The organism is Amycolatopsis sp. WGS_07 (genome assembly GCF_045278895.1).
Taxonomy (GTDB): domain Bacteria; phylum Actinomycetota; class Actinomycetes; order Mycobacteriales; family Pseudonocardiaceae; genus Amycolatopsis.
Genome location: NZ_CP136053.1, coordinates 6,764,683 through 6,788,831, shown reverse-complemented (window position 1 = coordinate 6,788,831; position 24,149 = coordinate 6,764,683). Strand labels below are relative to the sequence as shown.

The following is a 24,149-nucleotide window of genomic DNA, read 5'->3' as shown; positions in this document are numbered from 1 at the left end:
GGCGGGATGCCACCGAAACCCAGCCCAGAACCGCGGTCGTCGGCCACGCCAGGCCCCGCCGCCAGCCGACGGGCCATGAGGCATCCGCGGAACGGGATGCTGCCGGAACCCGGCCGAGAACCGCGGTGGTCAGCCACACCGAGCCCCGCCGCCAGCCGACGGGCCGCAAGACATCCACGAGCCGGGGTGCCGCCAGAACTCGCCGCAATCCCGCGCCTGCCCGAGCGAGGGGCGGCGGCTCGCAACTCGCCGCTCCGCCATCGAGCGTCGCGACCACTGACCGCCCCGCTCACGCGCCGCGACCCCGGGCCATCAGCAGCAACACGCAACCCGCCACCAGCTCCCAAGGTGCCGCGAGCATCAGCCGCCCCGTCCACGCCGCACCTGCCCCGGACAATCGCCGCCAGACCCTGGAGCGCCGCCACGAATCCGCAACCAGCCTCCGCGATCCCCCGGCGAAACCAGGCGCACCCGGCACTCTCCTGGCCGACCAGCGGCCAACACCGGCAGTTACCGGCAGCCCCGCTCGCGCTCCGCCCCGGGCAATCGACGGCGGTCCGCAAGCCACGGCCAGCCTCCGGCGCGCCACGGCACATCCGCGGCCGACAGCTACGACACCCGGCACCCCCGCTCATGACTCGTCCCCCCGGCAATCCGCCGCGATCGCTCGCAGCGCGTCCGCGAACCCCGCCGCGACCCCGGTCACCGTTGTTCTCCGGTGCAGGTCCGGCAGGTAGTACCAGGAGAACTCCAGCTGCCCCTCCCGCACCCCGCCGACCACCTCGAGTGCGTGTGGCGAGCGGTTCGCCGGGTCCTGGTCGCGGCCCAGCGGCGGGAGGGAGCGCAGGAACAAGCCGTCCCCGGCGGCGGTGTGTTCGCCTTGGCCCAGGTAGTTGAATGCGACCCGCGGGGTGTCCCCGCCCAGGTCTGGGAAGCGGTAGCACCGCAGCGCTCCGTGGCCGAAACCGTTGCCCGGCACCGCTCGCAGCTGTTTGCGGACCGATTTGACCAACGCACGCCAGCTCGTCGCCGGATCGATTTCCAAGGCGACCGGGAAGAGCGTCGTGAACCAGCCGACGGTGCGGGTCAGGTCGACGTCGTCCAGGATTTCCTCGCGGCCGTGGCCTTCCAGGTCGATCGCTACCGACGGCTCGCCGGTCCAGCGGGTCAGGGTCCAGGCCAGTGCGGTCAGCAGGACGTCGTTGATCCGCGTGCGGTAGGCGCCGGGGGCGAGGTGCAGCAGCGCGTCGGTGTCTCGTTCTCCGGCGCGGATCGTCACCAGTTCCTGTGGTTCTGCAGCGGCGTCCGACCGGTCCACGGGGATCTCGCAGCCGGGCAGGGCGCGGGCCCAATGCGCGCGTTCGCCGTCCAGTGCGCCGGATTCGGCGAACTCGCGCAGGCGGCGCGCCCAGTCGCGGAACGACGTCGTCTTCGGGCCCAGGTCGGGCTTTTCCCCGGCTTCGATCTGCCGGTAGGCCCGTTCCAGGTCTTCCAGCAGAATGCCCCAGGAAACCGCGTCTACGACCAGATGGTGCGCGACCAGGAAGAGGCGCGGGTTCTCCGCGGAGTCCTCCAGGAGGGCACGCAGGTGCGGCGGCCGGGCCAGGTCGAAGCTGGCTTGTGCGTCGTCGGCAGACCGTTCCAAGTCCACAGTGGACACGGTGCGCAGCAGGGAACCCGACTCTACGGGGTCGTTGTGCTGGGTCCATCCGTCCGCAGTGTGTTCGAAGCGCAGGCGCAGGGCGTCGTGCTGGGCGACCAGGGCGTCGATCGCTTGCCGCAGGACCTCTTCGTCCACCGGGCCGTTCAGTTCGATCAGCACGGACTGGTTGAAGTGCGCGGGGTTCACCGGCTCGGAGTCCAGGAACCAGCGCTGGATCGGGGTCAGCGGAGCGGGTCCGACCACGGCTTCGCGGTCGTCCGCCGCCGCGTCGGCGGGCTGGACCACGCTGGCCAGTTCCGCGACCGTCTGGTGGGTGAACAGGTCCTTCGAGCGCATCGCCAGCCCGGCCTGCCGCGCGCGATGCACGACCTGGATGCTGAGCAGCGAATCGCCGCCGAGTTCGAAGAAGTTGTCGCCCGTGCCGACGCGCGGGATCCCGAGCACCTCGGCCCACACGCTCGCCAGCAGTTCCTCCAGTTCTGTACTGGGGGCGACGTATTCGGCGGTCTGCAGCGTCGAGAGATCCGGGGTCGGCAGAGCGGAGCGGTCGATTTTTCCGTTGCGGCTCACCGGAATCTCGTCGAGCGGCACGAACACCGACGGGACGAGGTAGTCCGGGAGCGTTTCGCCGAGGAACGAACGCAGCTCCGCCGTTTCGCCGACGACGTAGGCGACCAAGCGCTTGTGCCCGTTGGCTTCCCGGGCCACCACCACGGCCTCGCGCACCGCCGGATGCCGCCGCAGCGCCGCCTCGATCTCGCCCAGTTCGACGCGGAACCCGCGGATCTTGACCTGGTCGTCCGCGCGTCCGGCGAACTCCAGCTCGCCCGACGCGGTCTGCCGGACCACGTCGCCGGTGCGGTACATCCGGGACCCGGGCGGGCCGTAGGGGTTCGCGACGAACCGGTCGGCGGTCAGGCCGGGCCGGGACAGGTAGCCGCGCGCCAGGCCCGCGCCGCGGACGCACAGTTCGCCGGTCGACCCGATCGGGACCTGACGCAGCCCGGCGTCCAGCACGTACGTTTCGGTGTTCTGGATCGGCCTGCCGATCGGCGGCGGGCCGCCCGGCGACAGCGGTTCGCTCCACGAGGTCGCGACAGTGCACTCGGTGGGCCCGTACGCGTTGATCATCCGCCGCCCCGGTGCCCACCGGGCGACCAGCTCCGCCGGGCACACGTCGCCGCCGACGACGATCGTGCGCAGCGACGGGAGCGGCACGTCGGGCACGGTTGCCAGCGCGACCGGCGGGAGCAGCACGTGGGTGATCCGAGTCAGCGCTTCGGCCAGCTGCGCGCCCAGCAACGGTCCTTCCAGCGGGACCACGAGTGCGGCTCCGGCGGGCAGCGTCAGGCAGAGTTCCATGACCGAGGCGTCGAAGCTGGGCGAGCTGAACGCCAGCGTCCGGTCGCCGGGGCGGACCTGGAAGTCGCGGATCATGGCCGCGGAGAAGGAGGCCAGCCCGGCGTTCGGCACCACGACGCCCTTGGGCCGCCCGGTCGAACCGGACGTGTAGATCACGTACGCCGGTTGGTCCGGGTCGACCGGGACGCCGAGGTTCGTGTCCGTGTACTCCGCCGCGTCGAGTTCCCCGTCCACCACGAAGACCGGGTCGGCGTCGCGCAGCATGAACTCGATGCGCTCGGCGGGATAGCCCGGGTCGACGGGGAGGAACGCGGCGCCGGTCTTCGCGATCGCCAGCTCCGTGACGACGAGCGCGGTCGAGCGCGGCAGCCGGACGGCGACGATCCGTTCCCTGGTAGCACCCCGCTCGACGAGCAGCCGGGCCAGCCGGTTCGCCCGCGCGTTCAGCTCGGCGAAGGTGATTTCCCCGGTGTCCGACACCAGCGCGGGAGCGTCCGGCGTCCGCGCCGCCTGTGCTTCGATCAGCTGCGCCAGGGACGCCGGCTGGACCGGGGCGGCGGTGTCGTTCCAGGCCCGCAGCTGGTCCAGTTCCGCCGGAGGCAGCAGCGGCAACGACGACATCGGCTGGTCCGGCTGGGCAGCGAGCACGGTCAGCGCCGTGACCAGCCGTTCGGCGAGGCGCTGGATGGTCGAGACGTCGAACAGGCCGGTGGAGTAGTTGATCGCGCCGTGCAGCGCGCCGCCGTCCTCCTCGAACTGCATGAGCAGGTCGAAAGTCGCGGTCGTCGCGGGCAGGGCGACCTCCTCGGCGACCAGCGCGCCGCCGCCCGGGCGGTCGCCGGTGTTCTGCAGCACCACCATCGCCTGGAACAGCGGCGTCCGGCTCGGGTCGCGGACCGGCTGGGCGGCGTCCACGACGCGGTCGAAGGGCACGTCCTGGTGGGCGAACGCGTCGAGCACCGTGTCGCGCACCTGGGCGAGGAACTCCCGGAACGTCCCGCGCGAGTCCACTGTGGACCGCAGGACGAGGGTGTTGACGAAGAAGCCGATCAGCCGTTCCAGCTCGGCCCGCTCGCGTCCGGCGGCCACCGTGCCGACCGACACGTCCTCCTGTCCGCACCACCGCGCGAGCACCACCTGGCAAGCGGCCACCAGCGTCATGAACAGGGTGCCGTGCTGCGCGCCCGCGAGGTCGCGGAGGCGCGCGGCGACCTCGGCGGGGATCTCGAAACCGAGCCAGTCCCCCTCGCTCGTGCGCACGGCGGGCCGCGGCCGGTCGGTCGGCAGTTCGAGCGGCGCGAGGCCGGCGAGGCAGTCCTGCCAGTGGTCGAGCTGCTCGGCGAAGCTCGGGCTGTCGAGGAAATCCCGTTGCCAGGCAGCGAAATCCGCGTACTGCACCGGCAACGCGGGCAGTCGCGGCTCTTCGCCGCGGACGTAGGCCGAGTAGCAGGCGTCCAGTTCGGCGGCCAGCACTCCGGCCGACCAGCCGTCGGTGACGATGTGGTGCAGGGCCAGCAGCAGGACGTGGTCGCCGGACTTCTCCCGGAACAACCGCGCGCGCAGGAGCGGCCCGGTGCGCAGGTCGAACGGCCGGAGCGCCTCGCGGACCAATGTCGCCTCGTCGAACTCCTCGACCGGAAGCTCGACTGGCCGGGGTTCGTGGATGATCTGCACGGCCCGGCCCTCGATCGCGTCGAAGGTGGTGCGGAGCGATTCGTGCCGGGCGACGACGGTGTCCAGCGCGCGCCGCAAGGCGTCGATGTCGAGGTCACCGCGCAAGCGCAAGGCCGTCGGCGACAGGTACTCGCGGCCGCCGGGCTCGAACTCGTCCAGGAACCACAAGCGTTGCTGCGCGAACGACAGCGGCAGCGCACCGTCCCGCGCGACGACCGGGATCGGTTGCGCGCCAGCCGGTTCGACGGGCAGTTCGGCGGCGAACTGGCTGAGCGTCGGCGCGGAGAACAGCATCCGCGGCGACACCTCCACGCCGAATTCCGCGCGCACCCGCGACGTGATCCGCATGCTGAGGATCGAATCGCCGCCGAGTTCGAAGAAGCTGTCGTCGGCGCCCACGCGGTCGATTCCGAGCACGTCGGCCCAGATCGCGGCGAGCCGCTGTTCGGCGGCCGTCCGCGGCGCGACGTACTCGGCGGTTCCGGCACGGCCGGGGGCGGGCAGCTCACGGCGGTCGAGTTTGCCGTTCCGGTTGAGCGGCAACGCGTCCAGCGACACGAACGCCGACGGGACCAGGTGCTCCGGCAGCCGGTCGCGCACCCACTCCCGCAGACCGCGCGCTTCGCCGACGACGTAAGCGACGAGCCGTCCTTCGCGGGCGACCACGGTGACGTCGGCAACCGCCGGATGCCGCCGCAGGACCGTCTCGATCTCCCCCGGCTCGACCCGGAACCCGCGGATCTTGACCTGGTCGTCGACGCGGCCGAGGTAGTCGAGCGAGCCCTCCGCGGTCCAGCGGACCTGGTCTCCGGTGCGGTACATCCGCGATCCCGGCGGGCCGAAGGGGTCGGCGACGAACCGGTCCGCGGTCAGTCCCGGCCGGCCGAGGTAGCCGCGCGCGAGCTGCGGCCCGGCGAGGAACAGCTCGCCGGGCAGGCCGGGCGGCACGGGTTCGCCGGTGTCGCCGAGGACGTACGCGCGGAAGTTGGTCAGCGGACGGCCGATCAGCGGCTGGTCCCCGGTCACCGGTGCGTGGATCGCGTCGACGGTCGCTTCCGTCGGGCCGTAGTAGTTGTGGCCGGTGACGTCCGCGGCGGCCAGCTGCCGCCACAGCGTTTCAGTGGCCGCCTCGCCGCCGGTGATCACCGTGCGCGGCCGGACTTCGCCGGTCGCCAGCCCGGCGTCCAGCAGCTGCTGGAGGTAGGCCGGGGTGAGGTCGAGCAGGTTGAGCCCGTGCGCGCGGACGGCGCGGACCAGGGCACGCGGGTCGAGCCGGGTGTCGTCGTCCAGCACGTGCAGCTCGTGGCCGTCGATCATGGCCAGCAGCGGTTCCCAGGACGCGTCGAAGGCCAGCGACGCGGTGAGCGCCGCCCGTTCCCGGCCGCGGTCGAGGAAGATCGCGCGGTGCGCGACCAGCAGGTTCACCAGCGCGCGGTGCTCCACGACGACGCCTTTCGGCGTGCCGGTCGAGCCGGAGGTGTAGATGACGTACGCGGCGGTGTCCGCGTCCGGCCGCTTCGAGAGCAGAGCTGGCGGCCCGTAGCTCTCGTCCGGCCTGCCCAGCACGACGACCGGGCGCGCGTCGTTCAGCAGGAAGCGGACGCGTTCGTCCGGCAGCTCCGGATCGATCGGCAGATACACCGCGCCGGCTTTGAAAATCGCCAGGACCGCGATGACCGCCTCGGCCGAGCGCGGCAGCAGCACGGCCACCACTCGTTCCGGCCCGGCGCCGCGCTGGACCAGTTCCTCCGCCAGCCGGGTGGCACGGGCGTCGACCTCCGCGTAGTCCAGGACGGTGTCGTGCCAGATCAGCGCGGTTTCGTGCGGGATCCGGGCGACGGTCGCCTCGAACACGTCCAAGACCGTCTCCGCCGGGAGGTCAGCCGAATCGCCGTGGCCGAGGGCCAGTACGCGGCTTCGCTCCTCGTCGGTGAGCGGCGAGAGCGAGCCGACGCGCCGGTCCGGGTCGGCGGCGATCGCCCGCACCAGCTGGGCGAGGTGCCCGGCCAGCCGCTGGGCGGTCGTTTCGTCGAAGAGCTTCGGGTCGTACGAGAGTTCGAGCCCGAGGCGGTCGTGCAGATAGGCGGTGAGGTTCAGCGGATAGCTCGTGGTGTCCAGCGATTCCACGTCCAGCACCCGGACGCCGTCCTGCCCGCTGTCTTCGATCGGGTAGTTCTCGAAGACCACCACGCTGTCGAACAACGACGCGCCCGCCGGCACCCCGGTGAAGGTCTGCAGTTGCGAGAGCGCCAGGAAGTCGTACCGGCGCGCCTCGGCCTGCTCGGCCTGGATCCCGCGCAGCCATTCCGAAGTAGACTGTCCATTCCGGACTTCGACCCGCGTCGGCACGGTGTTGATGAACATCCCGATCATCGCTTCCACGCCGGGCAGTTCGGCGGGACGGCCGGAAACCGTGGTGCCGAACAAGACGTCCGGCTCGCCGCTGTAGCGCGCGAGCAGCAGCGCCCACGCTCCCTGCACCACCGAATTGACCGTCAGCGCGGCGGTTTTCGCCATCTCGCGTAGCGCCGCCGATTCCTCTGTGGACATCTCGACCAGCACGGTCGCTCCGGATTCCGCCTGGTGCGCTTCGCGGGGGCGGCGGTCGTACGGCAGCGGGGTCGGCGCGGCGAAGCCGTCGAGCGCTTCGCGCCAGTGCTCCTCCGCCGCGGCCCGATCCTGCCCGGCCAGCCAGGAGAGGTAGTCGCGGAACGGCCGCCGAGGCGTCAGTTTCGCTGGCGTGCCTTCGACAATCGCCGTGTATTGCTCGCACACCTCGCCGAAGACCTGGGCGGTGCTCCAGCCGTCGAGCAGGACGTGGTGCGAGGTCCAGAGCAGTTGCACCTCGTCGTCGGTGAGCCGGGCGATCTCCAGACGCATCAACGGCGGCGTCGTCAGATCCATGCCCGCCGCCTGGTCGGCTTCGATCAGCTTCGCCAGCTCGGCCCGCTGCCGCTCCGGAGCGAGGCCGCGCCAGTCGTGCTGCCCGACCGGCACCAGGACCCCGCGATGGACGCGCTGCACCGGCTCGTCGACGCCGTCCCACACCGTGCTGCTGCGCAGGATCGGCGTCCGGTCCACCACACGCTGCCAGGCCTCGGCCAGCGCTCCCGGGTCGCGGACTCCGGCCAGCCGCAGGCGGAACTGGTCGAAGTACGCGCTCGACCCGCTGTCGACCAGACTGTGGAACACCATGCCCGCCTGCAGCGACGTCAGCGGGTAGATGTCCTCGACGTCCTGCCCGTCCACCAGTCGGTCCACAGTGGCCTGGTCCAGCGCGGCGAGCGGGAAGTCCGAAGGCGTGCGGCCACTGGCGGTGGCGCAGTGCGCGATGATCTCCCGCAGCGCCTCGACGGTCGCCTCGGCTAGGTCGCGGACAGTCGCTTCCTCGTGCACTTCGCTGGAGTACTCCCAGGTCAGGTGCAGTTCGCCGGATTCGACCACGCCGACGACGTCCAGCAGATACGGGCGGAGGCTGTCCGGCGCGGAATCGTGGCCGAGGCCTTCCGCTCGGCCCCGGTAGAGCCCGTCCTCGGCGGTCCCGACGTCCCAGCGGCCGTGGTAGTTGAATGAGATCTGCGGGGTCGGGTCGTCCTTGAGCGGTGACTCGCTCAGGTAGCGCAGGGCTTCGTAGCCGACGCCCTTGTTCGGGATGGCCCGCAGTTGTTCCTTGACCGACTTCAGAATCGCGTCCCAGCCGTCGCCGGGCACGGTCAGCGCGACCGGGTACTGCGCGGTGAACCAGCCGATCGTGCGGGACAGGTCGAGCGGCGCGGCGATGTCCTCGCGGCCGTGGCCTTCCATCTCGAGCACGACCCGGGACCGGCCGGTCCAGCGCGCCAGCACCCGGGCGAGCGCGCTCAGCAGGACGTCGTTGACCTCGGTCCGGTACGCGCCGGGAACCTCCTGCAGGAGCGCGGAAGTCTCGGCCCGGCCAAGGGAAACCGACACCGACCGCGCCGAGGACGCGGTGTTGCGCCCGGAGCGGTCGACCGGGAGTTCGGTCTCCGCGTCGCGCAGGACACTCCCCCAGTACTCCGCCTCGCCGTCCAGCCCGCCGGAGCGGACGTGCTCGGCGAGCGTCCGGGCCCAATGGGTGAACGAACTGCCCGCCGGTTCCAGGTGCTCGCCCCGGTAGGCGTGGTCGAGGTCGTCCAGCAGGACGCGCCAGGACACGCCGTCCAGCACGAGGTGGTGCGCGGTCAGGAACAGCTGCGGCGAACGGTCCCGGAAGGTGAACAGGACCGCGCGCCACACCGGGCCGTCGATGATGTCCAAAGAGGTCTGCGCCCGCACGGCCTCGTCGTGCATGGCGGCCAGCACGTCGTCTACTTCGGACAGATCGGCGTGCCGGAGAATGTCCGCCGTTTCGGCAGCGGCCGGTTCCTGCTGCCAGGTTCCGTCCACTTGGGAGAACCGCATCCGCAGGGCGGCATGACGATCGGCCACCTGCATGAGCGCGTCGGTCAGCCGCGGAACGTCCACTGCGGACAGTACAAGATGGACGGACATGGCGAGCCGCCACGGCCGTTCCAGATGCTCGAACAGCCACGACTGGATCGGGCCGAGCGGCGCGGGTCCGTGCTGTTCCGGCGTTGAAACGGCTGGTCCGTCGGTGGTGACCACCCGGGCCAGTTCCGCGATGGTCTGGTGCTGGAAGAGATCCTTGGACGACAGCGTCAGCCCGGCCTGGCGGGCCCGGGAGACGACCTGGATGCTGAGGATCGAGTCGCCGCCGAGGCCGAAGAAGTTGTCCTCGACGCCCACTTGGTCGACGCCGAGCACCGCCGACCACACCTCGGCGAGCGTGGTCTCGATCTCGGTCCGCGGTGCCACATAACGGTTTTCGACGCTAGCGCCGGGCGCGGGCAAGGCGCGGTGGTCGAGCTTCCCGTTGGCGTTGAGCGGCAGCTCGTCCAGCGCGACGAACACCGCCGGGATCATGTGCGCGGGCAGCGAGCGGGCGAGGAATTCGCGCAGCACGGTCGTTCCGGGCACTGTCCCGGTCAGGTAGGCGACCAGCCGGCGGGCGTCGCCGGCGCCGTGCGTGACGACCACCGCGCCCGTCACGTCCGGATGCGCGGACAACGCCGCTTCGACCTCGCCCAGCTCGATCCGGAACCCGCGGATCTTGACCTGGTGGTCGGCCCGGCCCCGGTAGGCGAGTTCGCCGTCCGCGGTCCAGCACAACAGGTCTCCGGTGCGGTACATCCGCGTCCCCGGCGCGCCGAACGGGTCCGCCACGAACCGCGAGGAGGTCAGGCCGGGCCGGTTCAGATAGCCGCGAGCCAGGCCCGCGCCCGCCACGTACAGCTCTCCGGTGACGCCGGGCGGCACCGGTTCTAGGCAGTCGTCGAGGACATAGGCGCGCAGGTCCGGGATCGGCACGCCCACCGTCGCGCGGTCATCGAGCACTCGGTACGTCACGTGCACGGTCGTCTCGGTGATGCCGTACATGTTGATCAGCCGCGGTCCGTCCGGATGCCGCCGTCGCCATTCCTCCAGGCGCACCGGGTCCAGCGCCTCGCCGCCGAAGATCACGTACCGCAGGCTCAGCGGCGGCGACGGCAGCGAGCCGAGCCGGTAGAAGGCCGACGGCGTCTGGTTCAGCACGGTCACGCTCTGTTCGGCCAGCAGGGCCAGGAACTCCTCCGGCGAGCGGACCGTGTCCGACGGAACCACGACCAGGCGGCCGCCGTGCAGCAGCGCGCCCCACAGCTCCCACACCGAGAAGTCGAACGCGTAGGAGTGGAAGAGCGTCCAGACGTCCTGGTCGCCGAAGCCGAACCAGTGCTCAGTCGAGGAGAACAGCCTGGTCACGTTCGCGTGCGGGACGAGCACGCCCTTGGGCACGCCGGTGGAGCCGGAGGTGTAGATGACGTACGCGGTGTTCTCCGGGCGGACCCGCACACCGGGATCAGTCTCCGGGTAGCCGTCCGCCGCGATCGAGTCGACCACGCACACCGGTCGCGCGTCGGCCAGCATCGCCTCGATCCGCGCGGGCGGGTAGTCCGGGTCGATCGGCAGGTATCCCGCGCCGGACTTCAGCACGGCGAGGATCGCGACGACCAGGTCCGCCGAGCGCGGCAGCCGCAGCGCCACCAGCCGTTCCGGCCCGGCCCCCTCGGCGATCAGCCGGTGGGCCAGGCGGTTCGCCCGCCGGTCCAGCTCGCGGTAGGTCAGCTCGGTGCCTTCGCAGGTCACCGCGACGGCACGCGGGGTGCGGGCCGCTTGCGCGGCGAACAGCCGGTGCAGCGTCGGCTCCGGGCTCGCGACCGCGACGGGGTTCCACTCCCGCAGCACGCGGTCGCGTTCGGCGGCGGTGATCCACGGCAGCCGGCAGAGCGGCTGCTCCGGGGCCACTGCGATCCCGGCCAGGAGGGTCCGCACCCAGCCGGCCAGCCGTTCGATGGTGGCCGGGTCGAACAGGTCGGTGTTGTAGTTGACCACCGCGTCGAGGCGGCCGGCGGTCTGCTGGAAGTGCAGGGCCAGGTCGAATCCGGCGGTCACGATCGGCGGGGCGACCTCCTCGGCGGAGAGGCCGGGCAGGGCGGGCCGGGCGTCCGGGGTGTTGTGCAGCACCACCATGACCTGGCACAACGGGGTGCGGCTCGGGTCGCGTTCGGGCTGGACGTCGTCCACGACACGGTCGAACGGGACGTCCTGGTGCGCGAACGCGTCCAGGACGGTCTCGCGGACTTCGCCGAGGAAGGCATCGAAGCCGCGGGTCAAGTCCACTGTGGACCGCAGGACGAGGGTGTTGGCGAAGAAACCGATCAGGCCTTCCAGTTCGGTGCGTTCGCGGCCGGACACAACGGTGCCGACCGCGACATCGTCTTGTCCGGACCAGCGGGCGAACACCAGCTGGCAAGCGGCAAGCAGGGTCATGAAGAGGGTGCTGCCCTGCTGCCGGGACAGCTCCGTGAGCCGCGCGGTGGTACCGGCCGGGACGCTGAACTCGTGCAGCGCGCCGTTTTTCGTGCGGACGGCCGGGCGCGGGCGGTCAGTGGGCAGTTCCAGCGGTTCCAGACCGGCGAGCCGGTGCCGCCAGTAGCTGAGCTGACCGTCGAAAGCGGCGCGGTTTCGTTGCCAGACCGCGTAATCGGCGTACTGCAGGGGCAGCGGCGGCAGGTCCGGCACCGCGCCGCGGGTGAACGCGGCGTAGCAGGCGGCGAGTTCGTTCAGGAGCACGCCCGAGGACCAGCCGTCGGTGACGATGTGGTGCAGCACGAGGGTGAGCACGTGGTCGCCGGGGCCGAGCCGGGTGAGCGCGGCGCGCAGCAGCGGGCCGGTGTGCAGGTCGACCGGTTCGGTCGCGGCGGCGAGCGCGCTGTCCAGGCTGCCGTCGACCGCGCGGAGATCGACGGCGTGCGGCGGGTGGACGATCTGCACGCCGCGGCCGTCGACCGTCGCGAAGGTCGTGCGCAGCGATTCGTGCCGGGCCACGAGCGCGGTGAGTGCCTGGTTCAGCGCGCGGACGTCCAGTTCGCCGCGCAGCCGCAGCGCGGTCGGCGAGACGTACTCGGTGCTGCCGGGGTCGAACTCGTCGAGGAACCAGAGTCGTTGCTGGGCAAAGGAAAGCGGAGCTTCGAACGGTCCGTCGCCGCGCGGCAGCAGCGGGATCGCCTCCTGCGGCGCGGACGCGGCGGGCAGCTGCGCGGCCAGCAGCGCCGGGGTCGGCGCGGTGAAGACCAGCCGGGCGGGGACGTCGGCGCCCAGTTCGGCGCGCAGCCGCGCGACCACCCGGATGCCGAGCAGCGAATCGCCGCCGAGGGCGAAGAAATCGTCGTCGACGCCGACGCGCTCCAGGCCAAGCACCTCGGCCCAGACGTCAGTGACCAGCTGCTCGCGCTCGTCTCGCGGAGCGGTGTACTGCGCGGACGCGGCGATCTCCGGCTCCGGCAGCGCACGGCGGTCCAGTTTGCCGTGCCGGGTCAGCGGAAGCTGGTCGAGGCGGACGAACGCCGACGGGATCAGGTGCGCCGGCAGTGTCTCGGCCAGCCCGCTCCGCAGGTCCGCGGTCTCGCCGACGACGTAGGCGACGAGTCTTCCGTCGCGGGCGGCGACCGCGGCGTCGACCACGCCCGGCTGGGCACGCAGTGCGGCCTCGACCTCGCCGGGCTCGATCCGGAAGCCGCGGACCTTGACCTGGTCGTCGATGCGGCCGAGGTGTTCCAGCCGTCCGTCCGCGGTCCAGCGGGCGCGGTCGCCGGTGCGGTACAGCCGGGTGCCGGGCGCGTCGAACGGGTTGGCCACGAACCGGTCGGCGGTCAGGCCCGGGCGGCCGAGGTAGCCGCGCGCGAGCTGGGCTCCGGCGAGGCAGAGTTCCCCGGGCACCCCAGCAGGGACGAGCCGAAGGTCTTCGTCGAGGACGTACGCGCCGACGTTGCCCAGCGGACGGCCGATCGACGGCCGGTCCCCGGTCACCAGAGCCCATGTGGCGTCCACAGTGGACTCGGTCGGGCCGTAGTAGTTCCCGGCGGCGACCCCGGATCCGGCCAGTTCGCGCCACAGGCTCTCGCCGATGGCCTCGCCGCCGACCATCAGGAACTCCGGACGCTGGGCGCCCGCGAGCAGTCCGGCGGGCAGCAGCTGCCGCAGGTAGGACGGGGTCACGTCGAGGAAGCCGATGCGCTCGTCGCGGACGTAGCGGATCAGCGCGGCCGGGTCCAGCCGGGTTTCGTCGCTGATCAGGTGCAGTTCGTGGCCGTCCGCGAGCAGCAGCGGCCCTTCCCACGACGTGTCGAACGACAGCGACGCGGTCAGCGCCACGCGCAATCGTTCTTGGCCGAAGACCGCGCGGTGGTTGGCCAGGAGATTGGCCAACGCCGCGTGCTCGACCACGACCCCCTTGGGCGTGCCGGTCGAACCCGAGGTGTGGATGACGTAAGCGGCGTCCGGCGGCTTTGGCCCGGCCGGGCGTGGGCCGCTGGCGGGCGTGCCGAGGCTGTCCAGCACCACAACGGGCCGGGTGTCGGCCAGCAGCAGCTCGATCCGCTCCGCGGGCAGGCCGGGATCGATCGACTGGTGCACCGCACCGGCCTTGAGCACCGCGAACAGCGCGATGATCGCCTCGGCCGAGCGCGGGAGCAGCACGGCCACCACCCGGTCCGGTCCCGCGCCCCGGGCGACGAGGTCCGCGGCGAGCGCGTCGGTGCGGGCGGCGAGTTCGGCGAAGCTCAGCCGGACCTTTCCGCAGACCAGCGCGGTCGCATTCGGCTGGGTTCGGGCCTGGCGGTCGAGGAGGTCCACGATCGTGCCCGGCGGGACGTCGGCCGCCGGGCCGCTCCAGCCGAGCAGCTGGGCTTCCTCGGTCTCGGTGATCAGCGGCAGGTCGGCGATCCGGCGGCCCGGGTCGGCGGCGATCCCGGCCAGCAGGCGCAGCAGGTGCGCGATGAGCCGGTCGATCGTCCCGACGTCGAACAGTTCGGTGCTGTACTCCACGAGACCGGCCAGCCGTCCGGCGGATTCCTCGAACTCGACAGTGAGGTCGAAGTTCGAGGAATCCCGCCCCACGCCGACCGGTTCGGCGGCCAGGCCCGGGACGACGGTTCCCGTATTGCGGTGGAGGAGCACCATGACGTCGAACAGCGGGTTGCGGCCGGGGTCCCGGCCCGCGCGCACGGCGTCGACCACTTCCTCGAACGGCACGTCGTCGTGCGCGAAGGCGTCCAGGACGGTCTGCCGCGCGGTGGCCAGGTGGTCGGCGAACGAGGCCGACAGGTCCACCGCCGAGCGCAGGACGACGGTGTTGACGAAGAACCCGACCACCCGTTCCAGCTCGGGCCGGTCCCGGCCGGACACGACGGTGCCGAGCGCGATGTCGTCCTGCCCGGTATAGCGCGCGAACAACGCCTGGCACGCCGCGAGCAGCACGGTGAACAGCGTGGTTTCCGACGTGCGGGCCAGTTCGGCGAGCCGGCGAGCCACGTCAGCGGGGACAGCGAACTCGCGCACCGCCCCGGCGGTGCTGCGGGCGGCCGGGCGCGGGCGGTCGGTCGGCAGGTCGAGCGGAGTCACGCCGGTCAGCTGCCGGGTCCAGTGCTCCAGCCCGGCCGCGCGGGTCGGGCGATTCCGTTGCCACACCGAGAAATCCGCGTACTGCAACGGCTGCGGCGGCAGGCCCGCGCGCTCGCCGTCGCGGTAGAAGAGGCCGAGTTCTTCGGTCAGCACGCCCATCGACGCGCCGTCGGTGGCGATGTGGTGCACGCACACCAGCAGCACGTGCTCGGTCCGGCCGAGCCGCACGAGCACCGCACGCAGCAGCGGCCCGTGCGCGAGGTCGAACGGCCGCGAGTACTCGGCCCGCAGGACGGCGTCGAGGTCCTCCGGCGCGGCATCCACCGTCGGGAGCGCAACCGCGCCGGGCGGCCGGACGATCTGCACCGGTTCGCCGTCGACCTCCTCGAAGGTCGTGCGCAGCGGTTCGTGCCGGGCCACGAGCAGCCGCAGCGCGGCCGCCAGCGCCACCACGTCCAGTTCGCCGGTCAGGCGCAGGGCGAACGCGCTGTTGTATTCGGGATCGTCCGGGCGGAGCCTGCTGAAAAACCACAGCCTGCGCTGCGCGGACGACAGCGGCACGGGGCCGGAGCGGTCGGCGGCGGCCGGGATCTCCGGCGCGCGGCCGGCCGCTCCGGCCATCCGGCGGCGCAGCGCTTCCTGCAGGTGAGCGGGCAGCGCCGCGATGCGGTCCTCACGGGACGACGTCATGGGGAGTCCTCACGATTCCAGTTCCGCGGCAAGCCTTTCCAGCTCGCTGAGAACGAGGTCTTCGACGGTGTGGGCCAGCGCCGCGACAGTGCGCGCGGTCAGCACGTCGGCCGGGGTGAGCCGGACGTCGAACAGTGCGCTGGCTTTGGCGGAAATGTGCAGGCTGCGCAGCGAATCGCCGCCGAGGGCGAAGAAACTGTCCTGCGTGCCCACCCGGTCCGCGCCGAGGACCTCGGCCCAGATCGCGGCGAGCGCGCGCTCGGTCTCCGTCTCCGGCTCGACGTGCCGGGTCTCCGCCGCCCGCGGCGCGGGCAGCGCGTGCCGGTCGAGTTTTCCGTTGGCGCTGACCGGAAACCGGTCGAGCGCGACGAACACCGACGGCATCAGGTAGTCCGGCAGGGACCGGGCCAGGAACTCCCTGAGCTGGTTTTCTTGCACGGCCGCAACGACGTAGGCGACCAGCTGCTTGGTCCCCGGCTGGTCCTCGCGGACCACGACCGCGGCCTGCGCGACGTCCGGATGCTTCGCCAGCACGGCCTCGACCTCGCCCGGCTCGACCCGGAACCCGCGCAGTTTGACCTGGTCGTCCCGGCGGCCGAGGAACTCCAGCGTGCCGTCGGGCCGCCAGCGGACCAGGTCGCCGGTGCGGTACATCCGCGCCCCCGGCGGGCCGTCCGGGTCGGCGACGAACCGGTCCGCGGTCAGCCCGGGCCGGTCCCGGTAGCCCCGGGCGAGGCCCGCGCCGGCCAGGCACAGCTCGCCGGGCACGCCGGGCGGCACCGGGCGCAGGTCCGCGCCGAGCACCCGGACGCGCGTGCCGTCCAGCGGGCGGCCGATCGGGATCCGGTCCGGAACCGTGTCGTCCATCGGATGCGCGGTGGCGAACACGGTCGTCTCGGTCGGGCCGTAGCCGTCGACGATCCGCAGGCCCGGGCACGCCGCCAGCACCCGCCGCACCGCCTCGGCCGGGACGACGTCGCCGCCGGTCCAGACCTCGCGCAGGCCGGTGAAGCACTCCGGCGTTTCCTGGGCCAGTACTCGGAACAGCCCGGCGGTGACCCACACGGCGGTCAGGCCGTGCTCGCGGACGAGGCCGCGCAGCAGCGGCGCGTCGAGGCCGGTCTCCGGGCCGGTGACGACCCAGCCGCCGGTGAGCAGCGGCACCCACAGCTCGTAGGTCGAGGCGTCGAACGCCAGCGGCGAGTGCAGCAGGATCCGTTCGTGGGCCCCGCCGCGGAACCGGTGGTCGCCGGCCAGCGCCGTGATGTCGCGGTGGCGCACCACCACGCCCTTCGGGATTCCGGCCGAGCCGGACGTGTACATCACGCAGGCCGCCTGATCCGGGTCGACCGCGATCTCCGGATCGGTGTCCGGCTCATCGTCCACAGAGGACAGCAGCACGGTCTGGCCGAGCGGGTGCTCTTCCCGCGAGACGACGAACCGGACGCCGTCGAGCAGGATCCGCTGCCGTTCCAGCGGGGCGCGCGGGTCGAGCGGCAGATACGCGCCGCCCGCCTTGGCCACGGCCAGTTCGGCGACCACCGCGTCCGCGTGGTCCACCGCGAGCCCGACCGGTTCCTCCGGCCGCAGCCCGAGCCCGGCCAGCCGGTTCGCGAGCCGGTTGGCCCGCCGGTTCAGCTCGGCGTAGGTCACCGGCGCGCCGCCGAGGACCGCCGCCAGCGCGTTCGGCCGGCGGCGCACCTGGTCGCCGAACACCTCGGGCAGCGACCGCGGCTCCGGTTCGCCGCCGGTCTCGGCCCGTTCGGCGAGGAGCTGGGTTTCGGCCGGGGTGAGGACCGGGACCGCGCCGAGCGCGCGGGCGCCGTCCTCGGTCAGGCCGCGGAGGATTTCCAGCAGCCGGGCGGTCAGGCCGGTCACCGTCGCGGGGTCGAAGAGCGCCGGGTCGTAGCCGACGTCCACCGTCAGCTCCGGGCCGGGCGAGGCCACGACGGTGACCGGGAAGTTCGTCGTCTCCCTGGCGGACAGGTCGCGCACGGTCAGGCCGTGCCCGGCGGACGCGCCGGTGATCGGGTAGTTCTCGAAGACCACCAGGCTGTCGCACAGGTTCACCCCGCCCGGCAGTCCCGCCCAGCCCTGCACCCGCGCGAGCGGGACGTGCCCGTGTCCGCGCGCTTCGGCCTGCGCCGCCTGCACCGCGCCGAGCCAGTCCGCGACCGGAGCGCCCCGGTCCACCGCGACCCGCACCGGCAGGGTGTTGATGAAGATGCCGGGAATGTCGTCCACGCCGGGCACCTCGGCCGGGCGGCCGGACGCGGTCGCGCCGAACACGACGTCGTTCTGTCCACTGTAGACCGACAACAGCAGCGCCCAGGCTCCCTGCAGCACGACGTTGTGGGTGAGGCCGTGGCGTTTGACGAACGCGTCGAGCCGCGCGGTGGCGGACCGGTCCAGCCGGACGGGCAGCCATTCGGCCGAGCACGGGGCGTGGCCGGACGGCGGGGTCCGGTCGCCCGGCAGCTGCGTCGGGCCCTCGATCCCGGCGAGCGCCGTGCGCCAGAACTGTTCGGCGGCGGCCTGGTCGTGCTGGCCGAGCCAGGCGAGGTAGTCGCGGAACGGCGGCCGCGACGGCAGCGGCTGCCCGGCGTAGGCGGTGCAGACGTCCGAGAGCACCTGGAACACGCTCCAGCCGTCGAGCAGGACGTGGTGGAACGTCCAGAGCACCTGGACTTCGGTCGCCGACAGCCGGGCGACCGCGACGCGGGCCAGCGGCGCGACGGCGAGGTCCAGCCCCTGTGCCCGGTCTTCGGCCAGCAGCCGCGCCAGCTCCGCTTCGCGATCGTCCACAGTGGTCCAGTCGAGGTGCCGGACCGGCAGTTCGGCCGCGCGGTGCACGACCTGGACCGGCTCGGCCACGCCGGTCCACACGAACGACGTGCGCAGCACCGGGGTGCGGTCGACGACCTGCTGCCACGCCTGGCCGAGCCGCTGCAGATCAGTGACTCCTTCGAGCACGAAGGTGGCCTGTTCGAAGTACATGCCCTGGGCGGTCTGGGAGAGCCCGTGGAAGACCATCCCGCCCTGCATCGGGGTCAGCGGGTAGATGTCCTCGACGGCCCGCCCCGCCACCAGGCTGTCTACAGTGGACTGGTCGAGCGCGGCCAGCGGGAAGTCGGACGGGGTGCGTCCGCCCGCGCCCGGCTCGGCGCAGTGCGCGATGATTTCCCTTAGTGCGGCCAGCATTTGCTCAGCCAGGGCTTCGACCCCGGTGGTGGCGTGCGACCAGGTCAGCTCCAGCACGCCGCCTTCGACCCGGCCGACGACGTCCAGCACGTGGGTCCGGGGCGCGTCCGGGTCGACGTCGGCGTCCAGGCTGCCGACGCGGAACAGTCCGCCTTCCGACTCGCTGAACTGGCCGAGGTAGTTGAAGCTCACCTGCGGCTCGATCACCGGCGCGGTGCCGGTCAGGTAGCACAGTGCGCCGTAACCGATGCCTCGCCGCGGGATCGCGCGCAGCTGTTCCTTGACCGACTTCAGCGCAGCGCCCCAGTCGTCCGGAACGTCCAGCGCGACCGGGAACATGGTGGTGAACCAGCCGACCGTCCGCGACAGGTCGACGCCGTCGAACAGCTCCTCGCGGCCGTGGCCTTCGAGGTCGATCACCGGCGTTTCGCCGGTCCAGTCCCGGAGAACGCGGCCCAGCGCGGTCAGCAGCACGTCGTTGACCTGCGTGCGATACACCTCGGGGACGTCCTGCAGCAGCGCGCGGGTTTCCTCGGCGGTGAGCCGGACGGTGACCTCGCGGGTGTCGGCGATGACGCCCGGGTCGCGCGGGGGCACCGGCGGGAGGGATTGCCAGTGCGCGAGTTCGTCGTCGAAACCGCCGGAGTCGGCGTGTTCGGCGAGCCGCCGGGACCAGGCGAGGAACGAGGTCGTCTTCGGTTCGAGGTCTTCGCCGCGGTAGGCGGTTTCCAGGTCCTCCAGGAGGATCCGCCACGAGACGCCGTCGACGACCAGGTGGTGCGCGGCCAGCAGCAGCCGTCGTCCGTCGAGGACCGCGTTCAGCAGCGGGCCGCGTTTGACGTCGAAGGCGGGCTCGGCGACGAGCAGCTCCGCCTCGCCGACCGGTTCGCCGTGCTGCGTCCCGTCGAACCGCAGGCGCAGGGCGTCGTGGTGCGCCCAGACCGCGGCGAGCGCGCGCCGCAGGGCTGCCTCGTCGATGTCCTCGGCGAACTCCAGCACCACCCGCTGGTCGAAGCGTTCGGGCTGGGTCTCGAAGTACCAGCGCTGGATCGGCGTGAGCGGCGCGTCGCCGACGACCGGGCCCTGTTCGGCGCTCGGCCCGTGGCCGCCGCCGGCGTGCGCGGCCAGCGCGGCCAGCGTCGGATGCCGGAACACTTCGTGCGGCAAGAGAATCAGCCCGGCGCGGCGGGCGCGGGACACGACCTGGATGCTGAGGATCGAGTCCCCGCCGAGTTCGAAGAAGTTCGCCTCGGCGCCGACGTCCTCGACGCCGAGCACCTCGGACCAGATCCCGGCCAGGACCCGTTCGGCCTCCGTCGCCGGGGCCGTGCGGGTGCCTGCCGAGCCGAAATCGGGGGCGGGCAGCGCGGTGCGGTCGAGTTTTCCGTTGACGTTCAACGGCAATCGGTCCAGCCGGACGAACGCGGCCGGGACCATGTAGTCCGGCAGGGTCCGGCCGAGGAACGCGGGCAGCTCGTCCGCGTCGCCGGTGTAGTAGGCGACGAGCCGTTTGACGCCGTGGTCCTCGCGCGCCAGCACGGCGGCCTGGGCGATCCCGGGGTGCGCGGCCAGCGCGGCCTCGACCTCGCCGGGTTCGATCCGGAACCCGCGGATCTTGACCTGCTCGTCCACCCGGCCGGCGAAGTCCAGCTCGCCGTTCGCGGTCCAGCGGACCAGGTCGCCGGTGCGGTACATCCGCTCCCCCGGCGGCCCGAACGGATCGGGCAGGAACCGTTCGGCGGTCAGCCCGGGCGCGCCGTGGTAGCCGCGCGCCAGGCCCGCCCCGGCGAGGTGCAGTTCGCCCAGCGCGCCCGGCGGCACCGGCCGCAGATCCGGGCCGAGGACGTACGCCCGGGTGTTGGCCAGCGGTTTCCCGATCGGCACGACGTCCGGCACCGGGCCGAGCACCGGATGCGCGAGCGCGAACGTCGTGGTCTCGGTCGGGCCGTAGACGTCCACGACGGTCGTGTCCGGGCAGGCTTCCCGCACCCGCCGCACCGCCGCCGACGGGACCGCGTCACCGCCCGTCCAGACCTCGCGCAGGCCGCGGAAGATCTCCGGCGCTTCCCGCGCGGCGAGCCGGAACAGGCCCGTGGTGAGGAACGCGCAGCCGACGCGGTACTCGGCGAGGAGGCGGCCCATGGTGTCCAGATCGAGGTCACCGGGCGGGGCGACGACGACCGTGCCGCCGTTGAGCAGCGGCACCCACAGCTCGTAGGTCGAGGCGTCGAAGGCTTGCGACGCGTGCAGCAGCACCCGGTGGTGCTGGGCGAAACGCCGGTCGGCCGCGAGAGCCACGATGTCTCGGCGGGTCGGGGCCACGCCCTTCGGCTTGCCGGTCGAGCCCGAGGTGTACATGACGTACGCGAGGTTGCCCGGATCCGCCTTCGGGAGCTGGACGTCCGCGGTGTGGTCGCCGGGGATCACGATGGGTCCACTGTGGACGCCCTCGGCGGTGTCGCGCCACACGTCGTCGGTGACCAGGATCGGCACCCCAGACAGCAGGGTCTTGAGCCGGGGCGCGGGCGCACGGGTGTCCAGCGGCAGGTAGGCCGCACCGGCCTTGACGATCGCGAGTTCGGCGATGATCAGCCCGGGCGAGCGGTCCATCAGCACGCCGACGAGCGTTTCCGGCCTGGCCCCGAGGGAGACCAGGTACCGGGCGAGCCGGTCGGAACGCTGGTCCAGCTCCGCGTAGGTCAGGCTGATCCCGTCCCCGGCCACCGCGATCGCGTCCGGCGCGCGGCGGACCTGCGCGGCGAACAGTTCGGTCAGGTCTTCTCGCGGGAGCGGCTGGGCGGTGTCGTTCCAGTCGACCAGCACCCGCCGCCGTTCGTCCTCGGTGAGCAGGTCGATGTCCTCCAGCGACTGGTGCGTGCCGAAGGCCTCGAGGACGGCCGTGAGCTGCCGGGTGATCCGCTCGGCGGTCTCGGCGTCGAACAGGTCGGGGTCGTAGCCGACGTCGAGGGTCAATTGCTCCCCCGGCGACGCGACGACGCTGATCGGGTAGTTCGTCGTCTCGGCCGCGTCGACATCACGCAACCGCAATCCGCGCGTCGACGCCTTGTCGATCGGGTAGTTCTCGAACACCACGATGCTGTCGAAAAGGCTTCCGCCGCAACCGCTCCAGGCTTGCAGCTTCGTCAGCGGGAGGTGACCGTACCGGCGAGACTCGACCTGCGCGGCCTGCAGTTCGGCGAGCCACTCCGTCACCGAGGCCCCGGAGACTGTGACCCGCACCGGCAGGGTGTTGATGAAGATGCCGGTGATGTCGTCCGCACCGGGCAGATCGACCGGACGGCCGGACACGGTCGTACCGAAGCAGACGTCGCGTTCGCCGCTGAGCCGGGCCAGCACCAGCGCCCACGCGCCCTGCAGAACAGTGTTCAGCGTGAGCCCAGCTCCCCGCGCGAAGTCGCGCAGCCGCTTGGAGTTCTCCACCGGCACACGCAGCCATTGAGACGACCGGGTGGTGTGCGCCTGCGCGGGCGCACGGTCGTACGGCAGCCGGGCGGGCGCGGCGAGACTACCGAGTTCGCGCCGCCAATGCGCCTCGGCCGCCGCGTCGTCCTGCCGGTCCAGCCAGGCGACATAGTCCCGGAAGGGCGGGCGTTCGGGAAGCTCGGCGCCGGAGTACGCGGCGAAGACGTCCGACAGCACGCCGAAGACGCTCCAGCCGTCGAGCAGGACGTGATGGAACGTCCACAGCACCCGGACTTCGGTGTCGGACAGCCGTGCGAAAGCCAGGCGCAGCAACGGCATTTCGGTGAGATCGAGCCCCTGGGCCCGGTCGGCGGCGAGCAGGTCCCGCCACGCCTGGTCGCGTTCGTCCGCAGCGAGATCCCGCCAGTCGTGCCGGGTGATCGGGACCGGCACCTGCCGCTGAACGACCTGGACCGGCTCCGGCACGCCCTCCCAGGCGATCCGCGTCCGCAGCACCGGCGTCCGGTCGACCACCCGCTGCCACGCCTTTTCCAGAGCAGCCAAGTCTTTGACACCGTCGAGCACGAACCCGACCTGCTGGAAGTAGACCCGCTCCCCGGGCTGGGACAGCGCGTGGAACACCATCCCGGACTGCATCGGCGTCAGCGGGTAGACGTCCTCGACCGCCGAGCCGGTGCCGACCAGTTCGTCCACTTCTGCTTGACCAAGGGCGGCCAGCGGGAAGTCCGACGGCGTACGGCCGCCCGCCTCGGGGCCGGCGCAGTGCCGGATGATCTCGCGCAGCGCGGTGGTCATCGCGGCGGCCAGGGTGTCCATAGTGGACCGGCTGTGGACGCCTTCGGCGTAGTACCAGGTCAATTCCAGCTCGCCGGTTTCGACGCGGCCGACGACGTCGAGCAGATGCGCGCGAGCCGAGCGCGGGCTTTCGTCGGACTCGATGCGGCCGGAGCCGAACTGGCCGAGATAGTTGAAGCTCACCTGCGGGTCGATCTCCGGCGCGGTGCCGGTCAAGTACCGCAGCGCGCCGTAACCGATGCCGCGCCGGGGCACCGCGCGAAGCTGCTCCTTCACGGACTTGAGCGCAGCACCCCAGTCGTCCGGGACGTCCAGCGCCACCGGGAAGACCGTGGTGAACCAGCCGACCGTCCGGGACAGGTCGACGTCGTCGAACAGCTCCTCGCGGCCGTGGCCTTCCAGATCGACCACGGGCGTGCCGCCGGTCCAGTCCCGCAGAACCCGGCCGAGTGCGGTCAGCAGCACGTCGTTGACCTGTGTGCGATAGACCTTCGGGACGTCGCGCAGCAGCGCCCCGGTCTCCGCCGCGGACAGGCGCGCGGTCACCGAGCGCATCGAGGCGACCGTCCTCTCCCCTGAGCCGTCGACCGGCAGCACGGTCCGGCCGGACACGCCGCGCCAGTAGTCGAGTTCGTCGTCGAACCCGCCGTCGGCGGCGTGCTCGGCGAGCCGGATCGCCCAGTCGCGGAAGGACGTCGTGCGGGGGCCGAGATCGATCGGTTTGCCTTGCAAGACCTGGTTGTAGGCGCGTTCAAAGTCCTCGACGAGGACGCGCCACGACACGCCGTCGACCACGAGGTGGTGGATGGCGAGCCGGTCTCCGTCGAACCGGACCAGCGGGGTCTCGGCGCCGACCGGGCCGTTCTCCTGCAGCCAGTGGGTTTCTCCGCGAGCAAAGCGCATCCGGAGTGCGTCGTGGTGCGTGAGCAGCGCCTCGACGGCCGCCTGCGCTGCCACCGGGTCGACGGTGCCCAGGCGGACGAACTGGTGGAAGTGGTCCGGTTCGGCGGTCTGCGTCGCGAAGAACCAGTGCTGGATCGGGGTGAGCGGCACCGGGCCGTGGACCGGGCCGCGTTCGACCGCCTCCGTCGCGGTGCGGGCCGCCGTCGCGAGCGCGGCCGGGGTCCGGTGCGCGAACAGGTCGCCGGGCTGCAGGTCCAGCCCGGCCCGGCGGGCGCGCGAAACCACCTGCATGCTGAGGATCGAGTCGCCGCCCAGCTCGAAGAAGTCGTCGGTCGCGCCGACCCGGGCGACGCCGAGGACGTCGGCCCAGATCCCGGCGATCGTGTGCTCGCGTTCG

General features: G+C 72.2%; 1 pseudogene. It reads right to left on the bottom strand.

The window, feature by feature from the left end:
• Positions 1 to 631: 631 nt before the first annotated feature.
• Positions 632 to 24,133, bottom strand: a pseudogene (locus tag RPX00_RS31975) (non-ribosomal peptide synthase/polyketide synthase).
• Positions 24,134 to 24,149: the final 16 nt, after the last annotated feature.